Origin of the sequence: Nonomuraea mesophila, assembly GCF_004352805.1 — a bacterium.
GTDB lineage: Bacteria > Actinomycetota > Actinomycetes > Streptosporangiales > Streptosporangiaceae > Nonomuraea > Nonomuraea longispora.
In genome coordinates this window covers 1-15912 of the sequence record NZ_SMLD01000199.1, presented here as the reverse complement: position 1 = coordinate 15912, position 15912 = coordinate 1, and the positions used below count along the sequence as shown (strand labels likewise).

Below are 15912 nucleotides of genomic sequence, written 5' to 3'. Positions count from 1 at the left end.
CCGGCCAGCCTCGTCAGCATCTGGCGCCTGGCCAGCCCGAGCATGACGTCCTGCTCGGCCCTGGCCACGGCGTCGTACATGCGCAGCAGGAAACCGCGCATCGTGAACGAGCGCACCTCGGCGGCGGCCTCGCGCTCGGCCAGCAGCTCGGCGATGATCCACTTGCGGCGACGGGCGGCGATCAGGCCGTAGAGGGTCGAATAGCGCATGCGCGCGCTGCGGACGGCGGCCCAGGCGTCGGGCAGCACCGCCAGCAGCAGAAGGGGCAGCAGCACCGGGTGCAGCACGCCGAGCACGCCCGCCGCGGCGGCGATGCCGACGGCGGCCGTGACGACCTCGACGGCCGAGGAGACCACCGAGTCGGCCACGCCGACACCGCGGGCCCTGGCACGCTCCAAGGCGTCGTGGAACTCGGGGTCGTCGAAGGAGACCAGCTCCACCTGGCTGGTCAGGCCGTAGAGCCGTTCCTCGGACAGCCGGACGATCTGCGGGGTGAGCCGCGACTGCGCCCAGCCCGCGCCCGCCTGCATCGTGGTGCGCAGCACCGCCGCGCCGCCGACGAGCGCGAGGCCGGGCAGCGCGGCCACCACCCGGTCGGGGGTGGGACCCTCGCTGAAGAGCGCCGACAACACGCCGGTCGTGGCCAGCAGGCCGAACGCCGTGAAGACGCCTCCGAGCAGGCTCAGCACCATCACGGCCGCCGCGTCGCGCGGGTTGGCCTGCCAGGCCATGCGCATCGCCCGGCCGACGAGGGAGGGCAGGCGCCTGGCGATGGTCAGGAAGCCGATCTCCGCCATCCTGTCGGAGTGGGCCATCCGGCTGGAGACCGCGATCTCGCCGAGTTCGAGGGGCTCATCCTGCATGGGATGAGTGTGACGGCGGCCACCGACAGTTTGCCAGGTCTCCGGTTGACCGGCCGGTTCCTTCGCGCGCCGGTCGTTCGTACGCGCTGGCCATCCTCCATACCACCGCAATAGGGGCAAATTGGGACGTCTCTGGGGCGCGGGCCGCACATACCGTTGCAGAACCCCCACCCCCCGAGGAGGCCCCCATGCCACGATCCCTCCGCCTCGTGCTCTCCATGACCGTCGGCCTCGCGATCCTGCTCGCCGGCTCGCCCGCGCAGGCCACGTCCATGGCCAGGGTGCTCCGGTACGACGCGAGCCGCGCGGCCGAGTTCGCCGGCGCGGTGGACCAGGCGGCACAGATCTGGAACGCGAGCGTGACGAACGTCCGCCTCGTCCGTGGCACACCCGCCGACTTCGTCGTGTACGCCGACAACGGCTGGCCGCGGGCGCTGCCCACCGGACTGGGCCGCGGCAGCATCTGGATGGGCCGGCAGGCGACCAGCCAGGGCTACCACCCGGTCCGCATCGCCGCCCACGAGATGGGCCACATCCTGGGCCTGCCGGACCGGCGCACCGGCCGGTGCTCTGACCTGATGTCGGGGTCCAGCGCGCCGGTGAGCTGCACGAACGCGAACCCGAGCAGCGCCGAGCGGGCCGAGGTCGACCGCAACTTCGCCGGCGCGACGCCGCGGATCGAGTTCGGCAGGCTCCACGTGGACCGCTGACCCCTCCACCCGGCCGCACCGCGAACGCCCGCGTCGAGACGCCGCCGCACGGGAACCCGGCCGTGCCGGGAGGGCAGGCCGCGCCGGAAGCGCCCGGCCTCATGCAAGCGCCCGGCCGTACCGAGAGCGGCCGGGCGGGCGCGTGAGCCGGTGGTCAGGTGCAGGTGTAGGCGGATGGGAGGTCGGTGTCGCCGTTCGGGCGGGTGGCCTGGAAGCCGAACGACGTGGCGGCGGCCGGGGCGAGGGTGCCGTTGTGCGGGGCGTTGCGGGCGGTGACCCGTCGGCCGTCGACGCTCAGCTCGGCGTTCCAGTGCCCCGTGAGCGTGTGGCCGGGCGGCAGGGTGAAGGTGACGTTCCAGCCGTCCATCGGCGTGGCGCCGGTGTTGGTCACGGTGGCCTGGACGACGTACCCGGTGCCCCACTGACTCTGCGTGCCAGGGGTGACGGAGCAGCCGCCGGTACCGCCGCCGTCGGTGGTGGTCACGGTCACGGTGCCCGAGCGCGGCGAACGGTTGCCCGCCGCGTCCTCGGCGTACACGGCGAAGGTGTGGTCCGTGCCCGCCTCCAGGCCGGTGACCGTGGCGGACGCGATGGCGGAGGTGGCCACGGCTGTCTCGCCGGAGGCCTGGACCTGTACGACCTCGTACCGGGTCACGCCCACGTCGTCGTCCGACGCCGCCCACGTCAGCCGCGCCGACGAGGAGGTGACCTCCGAGGCGACCGGCGTGCCGGGCGCGCCGGGCGGGCTGGAGTCGTCCTGTGCCTGCTCGTACGTCAGCCCGAAGCCGTACGGGAACAGCGGCGACTTGCCGTCACCCGCGTTGATCGGCTGCTGGGAGAAGCCGCTCATCCAGGTCATGGGCAGCTTGCCGGTCGGCGGGACGGTGCCGAACAACACGTCGGCCACGCCCTGGCCCTCGGTGCCGGGCAGCCAGGCGGCCACCAGCGCGTCCCAGCCGGGCAGCTGGGCGGCGATGTCGAGCGGGCGGCCCGAGACCAGCACCACGACGACGGGCACGCCGGCGGCGCGCAGGGTGGCGAGGGTGGCCAGGTCGGCGGCGTCGAGGCCGAGACCGCCGGGGCGGTCGCCCTGCCCCTCGGCGTACGGCGTCTCGCCGATCACGGCGACCGCGACGTCGTAGGAGCCGTCGATGCCGCTTCCGTCCCGGCTGTAGGTGACGGTCGTGCCGGAGCCCGCGCTGCTCCTGATGCCGTCCAGGACGGTGGTCCCGGGGGTGATGTCGCCCGAGGAGCCCTGCCAGGAGATCGTCCAGCCGCCGCTCTGGTTGCCGATGTCGTCGGCGCTCTTGCCGGCCACGAAGATCCTGCCGCCGCGGGCGAGGGGCAGGACGTCCCCGCTGTTCTTCAGCAGGACCTGCGACCTGGCCACCGCCGCGCGGGCCAGCGTCCGGTGCGCCGTGCTGCCGACGGTGGCGGTGTAGGAGCGGTCCGTCAGGGGCTGCTCGAACAGGCCAAGCTCGACCTTCTTGGTCAGGATGCGGCGTACCGCGTCGTCGATCCTGGCCTGCGGCACCCGGCCGGCCTGCGTCTCCGAGCGCAGCAGGTCGATGAAGCGCCGCCATTCGGTGGGCGCCATGACCATGTCGACGCCGGCGTTCACGGCCGTGCGCACGTCGAGCGCGGACATGCCGGCGGCGCCGTCGATCTGGTCGACGCCGTTCCAGTCGGAGACGACGAAACCGGTGAAGCCCAGCTCCTCCTTGAGCACGGTGGTGAGCAGATAGTGGTGACCGTGCACCTTGGTACCGTTCCAGCTGCTGAAGGAGACCATCACCGAGCCCGCGCCGCGCTCCACCGCGGCCTCGAACGGCGGCAGGTGGATCGCCCGCAGCTCGGTCTCGGACAGCCGGGTGTCGCCCTGGTCCACGCCGCCTTCGGTGCCGCCGTCGCCGAGGTAGTGCTTGGCGGTGGCCAGCACGGACGCGGGCCCGTCGAGCGCCGCTCCCTGGAACCCGGTGACGATGGCCGCCATGGACGCGGGCAGCTCCGGCGTCTCGCCGAACGACTCGTACGTGCGGCCCCACCGGTCGTCGCGGGCCACGCACAGGCAGGGGGCGAAGTTCCAGTCCACGCCGGTGCCGGCCATCTCCTCGGCCACGGCCCGGCCGATCCGCTCGGCCAGCTCGGGGTCGCGGGTCGCGCCGAGGCCGATGTTGTGCGGGAAGATCGTGGCGCCGGCGACGTTGTTGTGGCCGTGCACGGCGTCCACGCCGTACAGGATGGGGATGCCGAGCGGGGTGGCCAGGGCGGCGTTCTGGTAGCCGTCGTACATGTCCGCCCATGAGGTGGCCGTGTTGGGCGACGGCGCGGACCCGCCGCCCGACAACACCGATCCCAGCCGGTACGCCGTGACGTCGGAGGCGCTCACCGAGCCGCGCTCGGCCTGCGTCATCTGCCCGAGCTTCTCATCCAGCGACATCCGGGACATCAGGTCGTCCACCCGGTCGGCCACGGACAGGGCGGGGTCGCGGTAGGCCTCCGCCGTGGCGGGGCCAGAGGGGGCGACCAGGGCCGCGGCGACGAGCAGCGGCACGGCCGCCCTGATCGCCCACTGCTTGCGCGAGTTGCTCATGGCACGCTGCTCCGGCTCGGCTCGACGTCATGGGAGCGCTCCCACATTTCCACGACGTACTGTAAGCCGCCACACCACCGCACACCCGGCACGCCGGCCGTACCAGCCGTCCCCACGCACTCGCACCTGCGCGAACAGCCCGGCGCCGGCTGAAAGTTTCACCTGTCCGGGGGGCACGGGTTGTGAAACGGGATTGACCAACCTCTTTCCTGACAAGATCGCGCCATGTATGTTCGGAGCGAAGGAAAGTTTCAAGCATGGAGGAACATTGGGCAAGAAGCTTCACATGCTGGCCTTACCGATCGCTGCCGCCGCTCTGGCCGCGCTCGCCACCCCCGCCCAGGCGGCCGACGGATACGACCGGTGCCGTGACGGCTATTACTGCATGTTCTCCGGCCTCGACGGCACGGGCGACCTCATCGAGATCAACGCCGACACCCCCGACCTCGCCGCCCTGGGCATGGCCGACCGCGCCAAGTCTGACTGGAACCGTACGGACTCCTGGATCCACCTGTTCTCCGAGGCCGGCTACGGCGGCTGCTCGGCGGTGACCAGCCCGCGCGACCAGGGCAACTTCTACGTCGACTTCCGCGACTTCTTCGACTCCGTCCGCTTCGACGGCCCGAACGGCCCCTCCTGCCGGACCACCGTCAAGGGCTCCGTCACCGACTCGCACGGCTGATCAGCGTCTGAGCGCCTCCAGGAAACGGTCGGCCTCCGCGGCAAGCCGCGGCAGGTCGGCCGCCGGGTCCTGGGAGCGGGCCAGCAACATCCCGCCCTCGCACAGGGCGCCGAACACGAGCCGGGCCCGGACGGGCAGATCACCGTCCGCCGCCTGCCCGCCCGCGACCGCCACGCGCAGCCCGTCGTACAGGACCCGCAGCAGGTGATCGTGCTCGATCGCCCTGACGGTCTCCCAGCTCAGCACCGACGGCGCGTCCAGCAGCACGATCTGCCGGAACCCCGGGTCGAGGCAGTGCTCAAGGAAGGTACGGCACCCGCGCCGCAGCGCCTCCATCGGCTCGCGCTCCTCGCCCGCCGCCCGTTCCAGCGCGGCGGAGACCTCCTCAAGCTCCCGTACGAACGCGGCGCGGAACAACGCCACCTTGCCGCCGAAGTGGTGGTAGGCGGCGCCCTTGGTGACGCCGGCCGCGGCGGCCACCGCGTCGATCGACGTGGGCGCGTATCCCCGGGCGCCGAACAACCGGCGCGCGGCCCGCACCAGCCTCCCCGTGGTCTCGTCCGAGCGCTCTGCCTGCGTGCGGCCGGCCATCGTTCTCCCCTTGACGTACATACTCGCGGTACGTAACTTCGAGAACTAGTTACGTACTCTCAGTATGGAACATGGAGGCGAGCCGTGTCCGCACCGCAGCACATCGCCGTCTACGGCGCCACCGGTCACACCGGGCGCCTGGTGGCGGCCGAGCTCCACGCCCGCGGCCGCCAGGTCGTCCTGGCCGGGCGCGACGAGGGCGCGCTGAAGGCGCTGTCCGACGAGCTCGGCGGCGCGCCCGTGCACCGGGCCACGCTCGACGACCCCGACGGGTTACGCCGGCTCGCCGAGCAGGCGGCCGTGCTGATCCACTGCGCGGGCCCGTTCACGCACACCGGCGCACCCGTCGCCACGGCCGCGGCCGAGGGCGGGTGCCACTACGTGGACCACGCCCTGGAGCAGCACCACACGAAGTGGATGTTCGACGCCATGTCCGGGCCGGCCCGCCGGGCGGGCATCACCATGGTCACGGCCATGAGCTTCTACGGCGGCCTGGGCGACCTGCTCGCCGGCGCCGTGTCGACCGGCATGACGGACATCGACCGGGTCATCACCGCGTACGCGGTCAGCGGCTGGCGGCTGACCACGGGCGCCAGGAGCACCGCGGAGCTGCTGTTCGCCGACACCCGGCGGATCACCTACACGGACGGCGCCCAGCACGTCGGCTACGTCGAGCCGCGCAACGCCGTCTTCCCGTTCCCCCCGCCGCTGGGCCCGCGCACGATGATCGCGCCCGTCCCGTTCTCCGAGGTGCTGACCGTGCCCAGGCACGTGCCGGCGCGGCAGGTCGAGGCGCAGCTCACGGCGCACACGTTCCAGGAGGAGCAGGTGTTCACCAGCGAGCACGCCGACGCCGCCGCCAGGGCGGGCTCCGACTTCACCGTGGCCACACAGGTGATCACCGCGGAGGGGGGCCGCGCCGGGCAGGCGAGCGGCCGCGACCTGTGGCGGATGAGCGCGCTGACGTCCGTGGAGGCCGCCGTACGCCTGGCCGACGGCGACGGCCCCGGCTCCCCCGGCGTGTACGGCCCGGCCGAGGCGTTCCCCGCCGAGCCGTTCCTGCGCGACCTGGAGCGGCTCGGCCTGTTCACCCTGACCCTGCCGGAGGAAGGATGATCCTCGTCACGGGCGCGGCCGGCGGGCCGCAGGGATCGACCGGCCGGCACGTCGCCGAGCTGCTGCTGGAGCGCGGCGAGCAGGTGCGGGCGTTCGTGCACTCCGACGACCACCGGGCCGACGGGCTGCGCGAGCGCGGCGCGGAGGTGGTGGTCGGCGACCTGCGGGAGATCACCTCCGTACGCCCGGCCGTGCGCGGCGTCCGCCGGGCGTTCCTCACCTACCCGGTGACGGCGGGCCTGCTGGACGCCACAGCCGTGCTGGCGGCGGCGGCCAGGGAGGAAGGGCTCGACCGGATCGTCGAGGTGTCGCAGCTGGACGCCTCGCCCGAGGCGCTGACGCCCCGCATGCGCCGGCACTGGGTGGCCGAGCAGGTCCTCGACCGGGCCGGCGTGGGCGCGGTGCACCTGCGGGCCGCGGTGTTCTTCGAGAACCTGGCCGTCGCAGCCGACGGCGACCGGCTGGCGCTTCCGCTCGGTCCGCCGGACACGCGCATCCCCCTGGTGGCCGGCGCCGACGTGGCCAGGGTGGCCGCGGGGCTGCTCCTCGACCCGGCGCCCGCCGACCCGGTGTGCCTGGTGACGGGGCAGATGGCGACGATCGGCGAGGTGGCCGACGCCTTCGGGGTGGCGTACGCCGACGTGCCGCCCGAGGAGTGGGAGGCCAGGGCCATGAAGAAGTACGGCGACCCGTACACCGTCGAGCACCTCACCCACCTGTGGGCGATCTTCCGCCTCATCGGATCCGGCGACCACCCGCTCTACCGCGTCACGGAGAGCATCGAACGCTACGGCGGCCGGCCACCGACGACGCTGCGCGAGTTTCGGCGATGAGCGCCGCGGGCGCCGCCGTGACGGTGGCGCCCGCGGCGGTCGTCAGACGCCGAACGGAGGCGCGTAGCGCATCGTGCCGGACGGCAGCGGCGCGCCGTCCAGAGACAGGGCCATCAACGCCTCGTCGGGCACGTCGAAGGCGACGCCGATGCCGTGGCGGGAGGCGGTGGTGAAGCCGAAGCGCGGATAGTACGTGGGGTGCCCGAGCACGACCACGGCGCTTGCGCCGCGTTCCCGCGCCTCCCGCAGCGCGTCCTCGACGACCAGCGTGCCGAGCCCTTCACGCTGCATTTCGGGCAGGACCGCGACCGGGCCCAGGGCGAGCGCGGGTGTCTCGCCGACGTGGCAGCGGGTGAGCAGGGCGTGGGCGACGACGCGGCCGCCGGTGACCGCCACCCGGGACAGGGCGGGGATCCAGGCCGGGTCGCGGCGCAGCGCCTCGACGAGGTCGGCCTCCTCCGGCTTGCCGAAGGCGGCCGCGGTCACGGCTCTGATCGCGGCCTCGTCACCGGTCGCCTCGGCGCGCAGGACGAGGTCGTCGGTCGTCTCGGCGCGCAGGGTGAGGTCGTCGGTCATGCGCGGGCTCCAGTCGTGCTCGGCGGGCAGGATGGGGTGAACGTGGTCGCCTGCGCGACCATGAACGGATCGGACAACGGGGAAACCCCTTCTCGGAGGGAGGGCTCCCACGCCGGCGCACGGGACGGGGCCGGCGGCATGCGACGACCCGGCTCAGCCGTGTTGACCGGCTCCCAGGGAGCCCGGACGGGCAGAGGAACGGTTGCTGCACGCGGCAGCCACCCGACGGGCGGTCATACGCTCCTCGCTCCCTTCCTGCTCCTCCGGCGGCGCCTCCAGGCGCTCACCCACCACCATGCCTTCGTATCGACCGAAAGCAGCGATTCGGGACACGACTGTACCCGATCATCGGGGCCCAGGACACACGAACACCCCGGCCGGGGCGGGCCCGGCCGGGGTGTTCGTCGTGCGAGAGGATCAGCCGGTGAAGCCGATCTCCGTCCAGTTGTTGTACTTGTAGCCCTCGGCGCCGTAGTTGGCGAGGGTCTTCTTCGTGGCCTGGATGTCAGGGCGCTGGTACAGCGGAATGGTGTGCACCAGGTCCCAGATCAGCTTGTCGGCCTCGTTGGCCAGCTGGGCTGCCTGGGTCTCGTCCGTCGCGGACGCCGCGGCGTCGATCGCCTTGTCCACTGCCGGGTCGTCCGACTTCGGGAAGTTGCTCTCGGAGCCGGTCTTGTAGATCTGCGGCAGGCTGCCGATCGGGAGCGGCGTGCCGATCCAGGAGAAGGGCACCAGGTCGAAGTCGCCCTTGATGATGAAGTCGGTGAAGAACTTGTCATCGGGGACCGGGCGGATGGTCAGGCCGATGCCCGCCTCCTTGAGCATGGCCTGGGTCAGCTCGCCCTCCGTCTTCGCGTACGGCACGCCAGCCGGGACGACGAAGTCCAGCGACATCTCCTTGCCGTCCTTCTTGCGCAGCTGGCCCTCGGCCTCCTGCTTCCAGCCGGCCGCGTCGAGCAGCTGCTTGGCCTTCTCCAGGTTGTACTTGCCGAGGTCGCCGGAGTTGTCGACGTAGCTCTTGTGGTTGTTCATGAAGACGTGGTTGCCGAGCGTCTGCAGCGGCCAGTCCATGTCCTTCAGGTCGGACTGCGTGATCACGTCACGGTTGATCGCGTACTGCACGGCCTGCCGGACCGACTTCTCCTTCAGGAATTCGCTCTGGTTGTTGACCGTGATGTGCCGCCAGTTGGGGCTCAGCGCCTTGCGGATGTCCACGTCGGGGACTTCCTTGGCCCGCTTGAGGTCGGCCGGGCTGCCCGGCGGGATCTCCACGGCGTCGATCTCGCCGTTGGCGAAGGCGTTCACCTGCGCGGCGGGCGTCTCGATCGTCCGGAAGATGACCTTCTCGAGCTTGGGCTTCTTGCCCCACCACTTGTCGTCGGCCACGAGGGTGAGGGTCTTGGTGCCCTCGTCGAGCTTCTCGACCTTGAAGGGCCCGGCGGTGACCGGGATCTTCTGCAGGTAGTCCTTGTCGTACGCCTCAGGCGTCTTGATGTGCTCGGCCGGCAGCAGGTGCGAGGTGCCACGGTTGAACATGCCCTGCCACTCGAGGTAGGGCTGCTTGAAGGTCACGATGGCGACCTTGTCGGAGTCGCCCTTCTCGACCGACTCGATCTTGTCCCAGCCGTCCTTCGAGGCGGGCTTGAACTTCTCGTTCTCGCCGCTGTTGGCCTTCCACTGGGCCTCGAGGTCCTTCCACGTGATCGGCGTGCCGTCCGACCACTGGGCCTTGTCGTTGAGCGTGTAGGTGACGACTTGCTTGCCGTCGGTGATCTCGCTCTTGACGTCGGTCAGGTAGTCGGGGTTGGCGGTGAAAGTGGCATTCTCGTCGGAGACCATCAGCTGCGGCATGAACGCGTCGAGCATGAACGCGGTGTCGGCCTGGTTGCCGTCCACGTGCTGGCCGTTCCACTGGCTCGGCCACTGGCCGATCGCCACGGTCAGCGTGCCGCCGTCCTTGACCTGCTCGTACGGCACGGCGTTGATGCTGATGCTCGGAGTCTCCGACATCTGCTGCTGAGCCTGCTTCGACTGCTCGGCGTTCGGTTGCTTGGTCTCGCCGCCGCCGCCACAAGCCGCGACGGCCATGGCCAGGACCGTCAGCCCAGCGGCTGCACGGTAACGAACCTTCACTCTTCCTCCTGATTGTCCGAGGCCGTGATGACCTCGACTTCCTCCGCGTAGTGACAGGCGGCGCCGTGGTCGACGGCGCTCGCCAGCCGGGCAACCGAGGGCTCCTCGTCCACACACCGCCGCCGCTCCGCCTCACTGAGCACGGCGAACTTGGGGCAGCGGGTGCGGAACCTGCATCCGGACGGCGGGTCGGCCGGGCTGGGCAGGTCGCCTTCGAGCAGGATCCGCACGCGCGTGCGTTCCATCTCGGGGTCGGGCAGCGGGATCGCCGACAGCAGAGCCTGCGTGTACGGGTGCGCGGGACGGTCGTAGACGTCCTCGACCGTCCCGATTTCAGCGATCTTGCCCAGATACATGACGGCCACGCGGTCGGCGAGGTGCCTGACCACCGCGAGGTCGTGCGCCACGAACAGGTAGGACAGACCGAGCCTGCTCTTGAGCTCGTCCAGCAGGTTGATCACGCCCGCCTGGATGGACACGTCGAGCGCGGAGACCGGCTCGTCGAGCACCAGCAGCTTCGGCTCCAGAGCGAGCGCGCGGGCGATGCCGATGCGCTGCCGCTGGCCGCCGGAGAAGTGCTGGGGGTAACGCTCGGCGTGCTCCGCGGCCAGCCCCACCAGCTCCAGCAGTTCCTCGACCTTCCCGCGCACCTCCTTCTCGCCGTGCGCCCGCAGCGGCTCGGCGATGATGTCGCCGACCGGCATGCGCGGGTCGAGCGCGGCCATCGGGTCCTGGAAGACGATCTGCAGATCGCCCCTCAGGCTCTTGCGGCTCGCCTTGTCGAGCGTGGCGCTGTCCTTGCCGAGGACCACGACCCGCCCGCCCTCGGGCGGTTGCAACTGCATGATCTGCTGCAGGGTGGTGGTCTTGCCGCAGCCGGACTCCCCGACCAGGGCCAGCGTCTCGCCCTGCGCGATGTCGAAGCTGATGCCGTCGACGGCGTAGACGGTGCCGACGCGGCGCTTGACGATCGCGCCCTTCAGCAGCGGATAGTGCTTGGTCATGGCGTCGAGTTCGAGCACCGTGGGGCGCTCGGCACGCGGCACCTTGACCACCTCATTGGGCGGGATGACCGGCACCGGGAACACGTCGGACCCGGTCAGGCCCTTGTGCTCGATCTCGTGCGACCGGATGCACGCCACATGGCGGCCGCTGCCGAACGGTGTCAGCGGCGGCTCCTCGTCGTCGCACATGTCCACCTTCATCGGGCAACGCGGCGCGAAGGGGCACCCGGGCGGCAGCGACGCCGGCGAGGGCGGGTTGCCGTCGATGGGCACGAGCGGGCCCTCCTCGCCGTCGATCCTGGGGATCGAGGCGAGCAGACCCATCGTGTACGGCATCCGCGGCCGGTAGTAGATGTCCTCCACGGGGCCCTGCTCGACCGGGCGGCCCGCGTACATGACGACCACCCGGTCGGCCATGCCGGCGATGACTCCCAGGTCGTGGGTGATCATCACGATGCCGGCGCCGGTCTCCTGCTGGGCGGTTTTCAGCACCTCCAGCACCTGGGCCTGGATGGTCACGTCGAGCGCCGTGGTGGGCTCGTCGCAGATGAGCAGGTCGGGGTCGTTGGCGATGGCCATGGCGATCATGGCGCGCTGCCGCATGCCGCCGGAGAACTCGTGCGGGAACGACTTGGCCCGCAGGGCCGGGTTGGGGATGCCGACCAGGTCGAGCAGTTCGACGGCGCGCTTGGCGGCCTTGTCCTTGCCGATGTGCTGGTGCACGCGGACGGCCTCGGCGATCTGGTCGCCGATGGTGTAGACGGGCGTGAACGCCGACAGCGGATCCTGGAAGATCATGCTGATCGTCTTGCCGCGTACCTTGATCTGCTCGTCTTCCTTCATGCCGAGCAGTTCCCTGCCGTGCAGCTTGACCGAGCCGCTGACCACGGCGTTCGCCGGCAGCAGGCCCATGACGGCGAGAGAGGTGACGGACTTGCCCGAGCCTGACTCGCCGACGATGCCGAGCACCTCGCCGCGCTCGACCTCGTAGCTGACGCCGCGCACGGCCTGGATGCCGCCGGGGAAGGTGACGGTGAGGTCGCTGACCTCCAAGATGCTCACGAGTTGCTCCCCGGGTCGAGTGCGTCACGCAGGCCGTCGCCGATCAGGTTCACGCTGAGCACGAGCAGCACCAGCAGGCCCGCGGGGAAGGCGAACAGCCAGGGGTAGCCGGTGGCGTTGCGCGAACCTTCCGCGATCAGCGTGCCGAGCGAGACGTCCGGCGGCTGGATGCCGAAGCCGAAGAAGGACAGCGCGGCCTCGCCGATGATCGCGCCGCTGACGTTGAGCGTGGCATCGATGATCAGCAGCGAGGACAGGTTGGGCACGATGTGCCGGAAGATGATCTTCCAGCGGGGGATGCCCATGTAGACGGCGGCCTGGACGTACTCCCGCTCGCGGAGCGAGAGCGTCATGCTGCGCACCACCCTGGAGGTGATCATCCAGGAGAACGCGGCGAGCAGCACCACGAACCAGAGCCAGGAGGCGCCCTCCCGCAGCCGCGGCGAGATGATGGCGATGATCAGGAAGCTCGGCAGGACCAGCAGCAGGTCCACACCCCACATGAGCGTCTTGTCCACCCATCCACCGAAATATCCGGCGAACGCGCCCACGATCGCGGCGAGCCCTGTGGAGATGAGCGCCACGAGCAGGCCGATGATGATCGACTTCTGCATGCCGCGCAGCGTGACCGCGTACATGTCCTGGCCGATCGTGGTGGTGCCCCACCAGTGGTCGGCGCCGGGGGGCGACAGGAAGGCCAGGAAGTCCTTCTCGGTCCAGTCGTACGGGCCGACGTACGGCCCGAGGTAGGCCAGGGCCACCAGCACGATCAGGGCGATGGAGCCATAACGGGCCTGCTTGTTGCGGAGCAGGCGCCGCAGGACGACTTTCGAACGCATGTCAGCTCACCCGCACCCGAGGATCGAGGGCCGCCACCAGCAGGTCCGACAGGAAGGCGGCGAACAACACGCAGACGGCGGTGAAGAAGGTCACCGCGGCGACGGAGTTGACGTCGTTCTGGTTGATCGAGTCGACCAGCCAGGCGCCCATGCCGTGCCAGGCGAAGATCTTCTCGGTGAAGGTGGCACCGGTGAACATCGTCCCGAACGCGAAGGCGAAGTAGGTGGCCGCGGGGATCAGCGCGGTGCGCAGCGCGTGTTTGGTCAGCGCCGTCCTGCGTCTCAGCCCCTTGGCCATGGCGGTGCGGACGAAGTCCTGGTTGAGCACGTCGAGCATCATGTTGCGCTGGATGCGGCTGTAGAAGGCGATCAGGCCCAGGCTGAGCGAGATCGTCGGCAGGATCAGGTGGTTCAGCCGGTTGAGGAACTGGTCGAAGCCGGACAACCGGGGGTTGTACTCGCCGGTGTACTCGATGAGCGAGAACCCCAGCCCCCTGTTCAGGTTGTACGTCGCGATCGCCAGCAGAGTGGCCAGCACGAACACCGGAATGGCCATGATCACGAAGGAGCTGACCCCGATGAACCGGTCGGTGAGTTTGTACTGCTTCACCGCCGAGATCGCGCCCAGCGCCACACCGACGGCGAAACCGACCAGCGTGCCGATGAGCAGCAATCGGAGGCTGACCATGATCCGCCGGCCCATCTCGTTGTTGACCGAGCCGCCGTTCCACGTACGGCCGAAGTCTCCCGTGATGACGCCCTTGGCCCACGTGCCGTAACGGACGAGCACCGGGGTCTTGTCGTTCAGGTTGTACTCATCCAGCGTCGCGTCGATGACCGCCTCTGCCACTGGCGGCTGGCGACCTTCGTACGCCCCCCGCGGGTTCATGGTGGTGGCCGCGAGCATGTACGCCAGGCTGGCCGCGATGGCGACCAAGATCACATTTATTGCCAACCTGCGGAGCAGGTACTTGCCCATTACTCTCCGTTCGCGCTGACCGTGGGCGCGGACTTCCGGCTAGGAGAGATGCGCCCTCGCAACGTAAACCCATCTCGCATGGTGAAATCCACTTGACGCCGAGATGGCGATCAGAGCGCAGAATATATGTAAAAATATAACGGGCAGAAACCGTACGACGTAACGGTCAGGTCAAGCGCTTTCGCCGGGGGCCACCCGTGGAGCACCCGCGAACCACCGGCTTCACCTGCGAGAACGCCTGCTCCCGAGATCCGCTGCAGAGCAGCGCTTCAGGGGTCAATGTCACAGAATCCGGACACTATTTGACGGTCAGTCAACCTGATCCACTTCGTCTTTTGGCGATTTGGCATGCCGGGTAGGGCTGCTCCCCCGGCGTGTCCGCCGTTCCCGGGAGCACGCGAGGAGCGAGCATCGTTTGTCCTCCGCCCCGCGGCGTGCCATAGTCCCTGCCATGGCCGACGGGACGGGAGGGGACGCCGTCCCGCCGCCGATGCCGGTCACGGCCCCGCACATCGCCTGGAGCGAGTGGTGCAGGTGGCGCGACGCCCTGGTGTCGTCGGGCGAAGATCAGTTGGGCACCCGGCTCGCCCGTCAGCTGGTGCGCTCGGATGTGCTCGTGTCGCACGACGGCGCGAGGCCCCGCTCACTGGCCGGCTCCCTGGCCGGCACGCTGCCCGGCACCTCGCCCGGCTCCTCGGCCGGCACCCTGCGCGGCACCAGGTTCGGTGGCCGCCCGCTCCTCGACCCGGCCTGCGCGTGGCCCACCTGGGAGCAGCTGCCGCTGAGCTTTCTCGCCCGCGTCGACTGCGCCGAACTGGCCGCCGCCGGTCACGTCGATCTGCTGCCCCGGCACGGACATCTCAACTTCTTCTACGCGGCGCCCTGGTGGTACGGCGACGCAGGACCGCTGGACGACGGTTGGCGTGTGGTGCACTCCGGCGACGGGGCGAGCGAGGTGGAAGCGCCTGACGGCACACCGGTGTTCCCCGAGCACGCCATGCGCACGACGGTCAACCTGCCGTGTCCCGGTGGCATGTTCCTCGACCTGCCCCACACCATCCAGGATCGGCTTGCCGCGCTGGAAGCCGCATGGGAGCGGCTCGGGCTGGAATCAGGTCTGGACCACTATCCATCGCCGGCAGACGGACGGCCGCTGCACAAGGTCGGCGGGTTTCCCCTGCCTCTGCAGGACCTCGAACTCGACGGCTTCACTCGCGAGCAGAGGCTGCTGCTCCAGGTGGATTCCGACGAGAGTCTCGGCTGGTGCTGGGGAGACCAGGGCCGGCTCTACTTCACCCTGCACGAGACGGACCTCGCCGCGGGTGACTTCACGAAGGTGTCGGTGATCAGCGACAGTCATTAGGCCGCTCGCGGTGACCGGCGGCGGCGCGCAGGAAATAGTCGTCCCCGCCCACCTGGCCGCCCTTCAACGCCACCTGGAGCCCGTCCACCGCCGGATCGTCCGAGGCCAGCACGCACACCGGCGCGCCGGCGGCCGGCGAGGCGACCACGTCCAGCGACCGGGCGCCGAGCGCCGCGACGACCTCCCCCGAGGTGTCGCCGCCCGCGACCACCAGCCGCCGTACCAGCCCGGCACGCACCATGGCCGCGGCGATCCGGCCGAGTGACGTCCCGATGCCTTCCGGGTCCCTGGCCGGTCCGCGGGTCGACTCGACGATGGTGTGCCGGCCGTCGCGCAGGCTCGCCTCGACCTGCTCGGCGAGGCCGTCGGCTGGACCGCCCGCGGGGCCGGGCAGGTCTCCGAGCACCCGCCACCCGGCGCGCTCGGCGGTGTCGATCTGGCGGGCGGTGATCGGCGAGCGGCTCCCCGACAGGACGAGCACCGGCGCGACCGCTCCCAGCGCTGCGCGCCCCACCGTCGTCACGGAGGCTGGAGCGGAGGCGGAGGCGGAGGCGGACGAGGAGCACTT

The 15912-nt window shown here is 70.5% G+C and carries 13 protein-coding genes and 1 pseudogene; 5 read left to right on the top strand and 9 right to left on the bottom strand.

Annotation, left to right across the window (positions count from 1 at the left end):
• Window positions 1-863 (bottom strand): annotated as a pseudogene (locus E1295_RS41880) (ABC transporter ATP-binding protein); the annotation flags it as partial.
• Window positions 864-1051: 188 nt separating this feature from the next.
• Here E1295_RS41880 and E1295_RS41875 point away from each other — a divergent pair.
• Window positions 1052-1573 carry a snapalysin family zinc-dependent metalloprotease gene (locus E1295_RS41875; protein WP_132639878.1) on the top strand — a complete coding sequence of 174 codons (522 nt, stop codon included), beginning with the start codon at window positions 1052-1054 and terminating at the stop codon, window positions 1571-1573.
• A 154-nt stretch (window positions 1574-1727) separates the two neighbouring features.
• Here the strand turns inward: E1295_RS41875 and E1295_RS41870 are convergent, their stop codons facing one another.
• A complete protein-coding gene (locus E1295_RS41870) occupies window positions 1728-4166 on the bottom strand; it encodes a glycoside hydrolase family 3 N-terminal domain-containing protein (RefSeq protein ID WP_132639876.1) in 2439 nt (812 codons plus the stop codon).
• A 286-nt stretch (window positions 4167-4452) separates the two neighbouring features.
• Between E1295_RS41870 and E1295_RS41865 the strand changes: the two genes are divergently transcribed.
• The gene (locus E1295_RS41865; protein WP_236667929.1) at window positions 4453-4848 is read left to right on the top strand and encodes a peptidase inhibitor family I36 protein; all 396 of its coding nucleotides are present in this window, start codon (window positions 4453-4455) and stop codon (window positions 4846-4848) included.
• Here the strand turns inward: E1295_RS41865 and E1295_RS41860 are convergent, their stop codons facing one another.
• Complete coding sequence (locus E1295_RS41860; protein WP_166427675.1) at window positions 4849-5439, bottom strand: TetR/AcrR family transcriptional regulator; 591 nt, start codon at window positions 5437-5439, stop codon at window positions 4849-4851.
• An 84-nt stretch (window positions 5440-5523) separates the two neighbouring features.
• Between E1295_RS41860 and E1295_RS41855 the strand changes: the two genes are divergently transcribed.
• A complete protein-coding gene (locus E1295_RS41855; RefSeq protein WP_220449154.1) occupies window positions 5524-6555 on the top strand; it encodes a saccharopine dehydrogenase NADP-binding domain-containing protein in 1032 nt (343 codons plus the stop codon).
• Complete coding sequence (locus tag E1295_RS41850; RefSeq protein WP_132639869.1) at window positions 6552-7388, top strand: NAD(P)H-binding protein; 837 nt, start codon at window positions 6552-6554, stop codon at window positions 7386-7388. The genes E1295_RS41855 and E1295_RS41850 overlap by 4 nt, the downstream gene beginning before the upstream one ends.
• 42 nt (window positions 7389-7430) lie before the next feature.
• Here E1295_RS41850 and E1295_RS41845 read toward each other — a convergent pair whose 3' ends face one another.
• The 5 genes from E1295_RS41845 to E1295_RS41825 form a co-directional block, all read right to left on the bottom strand.
• Window positions 7431-7964: a GNAT family N-acetyltransferase gene (locus E1295_RS41845; protein ID WP_132639867.1), complete on the bottom strand. Its 534-nt coding sequence runs from the start codon at window positions 7962-7964 to the stop codon at window positions 7431-7433.
• Window positions 7965-8381: 417 nt separating this feature from the next.
• Window positions 8382-10097, bottom strand: a complete 1716-nt coding sequence (locus E1295_RS41840) for an ABC transporter family substrate-binding protein (protein WP_132639865.1) — start codon at window positions 10095-10097, stop codon at window positions 8382-8384.
• Window positions 10094-12163: an ABC transporter ATP-binding protein gene (locus E1295_RS41835; protein WP_132639863.1), complete on the bottom strand. Its 2070-nt coding sequence runs from the start codon at window positions 12161-12163 to the stop codon at window positions 10094-10096. The genes E1295_RS41840 and E1295_RS41835 overlap by 4 nt, the downstream gene beginning before the upstream one ends.
• Entirely contained in the window at window positions 12160-13002 is an 843-nt protein-coding gene (locus E1295_RS41830; RefSeq protein ID WP_132639861.1) for an ABC transporter permease, read from the bottom strand. The genes E1295_RS41835 and E1295_RS41830 overlap by 4 nt, the downstream gene beginning before the upstream one ends.
• A 1-nt stretch (window position 13003) precedes the next feature.
• Window positions 13004-13981 (bottom strand): ABC transporter permease, encoded by a 978-nt coding sequence (locus tag E1295_RS41825; protein ID WP_132639859.1) that lies wholly within the window; start codon window positions 13979-13981, stop codon window positions 13004-13006.
• Between the two features lie 451 nt (window positions 13982-14432).
• On the opposite strand from E1295_RS41825, the gene E1295_RS41820 reads away from it, so the two are divergent.
• Window positions 14433-15344 (top strand): YwqG family protein, encoded by a 912-nt coding sequence (locus E1295_RS41820; RefSeq protein ID WP_132639857.1) that lies wholly within the window; start codon window positions 14433-14435, stop codon window positions 15342-15344.
• On the opposite strand, the gene E1295_RS41815 is transcribed toward E1295_RS41820, so the two are convergent.
• Window positions 15328-15912, bottom strand: a 585-nt coding sequence (locus E1295_RS41815; RefSeq protein WP_220449153.1) for a nucleotide-binding domain containing protein, incomplete at its 5' end; no start/stop codon positions are given. The two genes, E1295_RS41820 and E1295_RS41815, sit on opposite strands and share 17 nt — an antisense overlap.

Bases quoted from the DNA above. Each gene is read 5' to 3' on its own strand.
- E1295_RS41875 (WP_132639878.1), top strand. From the start codon at position 1,052: ATGCCACGATCCCTCCGCCTCGTGCTCTCCATGACCGTCGGCCTCGCG.
- E1295_RS41870 (WP_132639876.1), bottom strand. From the start codon at position 4,166: ATGAGCAACTCGCGCAAGCAGTGGGCGATCAGGGCGGCCGTGCCGCTG.
- E1295_RS41865 (WP_236667929.1), top strand. From the start codon at position 4,453: ATGCTGGCCTTACCGATCGCTGCCGCCGCTCTGGCCGCGCTCGCCACC.
- E1295_RS41860 (WP_166427675.1), bottom strand. From the start codon at position 5,439: ATGGCCGGCCGCACGCAGGCAGAGCGCTCGGACGAGACCACGGGGAGG.
- E1295_RS41850 (WP_132639869.1), top strand. From the start codon at position 6,552: ATGATCCTCGTCACGGGCGCGGCCGGCGGGCCGCAGGGATCGACCGGC.
- E1295_RS41845 (WP_132639867.1), bottom strand. From the start codon at position 7,964: ATGACCGACGACCTCACCCTGCGCGCCGAGACGACCGACGACCTCGTC.
- E1295_RS41830 (WP_132639861.1), bottom strand. From the start codon at position 13,002: ATGCGTTCGAAAGTCGTCCTGCGGCGCCTGCTCCGCAACAAGCAGGCC.
- E1295_RS41825 (WP_132639859.1), bottom strand. From the start codon at position 13,981: ATGGGCAAGTACCTGCTCCGCAGGTTGGCAATAAATGTGATCTTGGTC.
- E1295_RS41820 (WP_132639857.1), top strand. From the start codon at position 14,433: ATGGCCGACGGGACGGGAGGGGACGCCGTCCCGCCGCCGATGCCGGTC.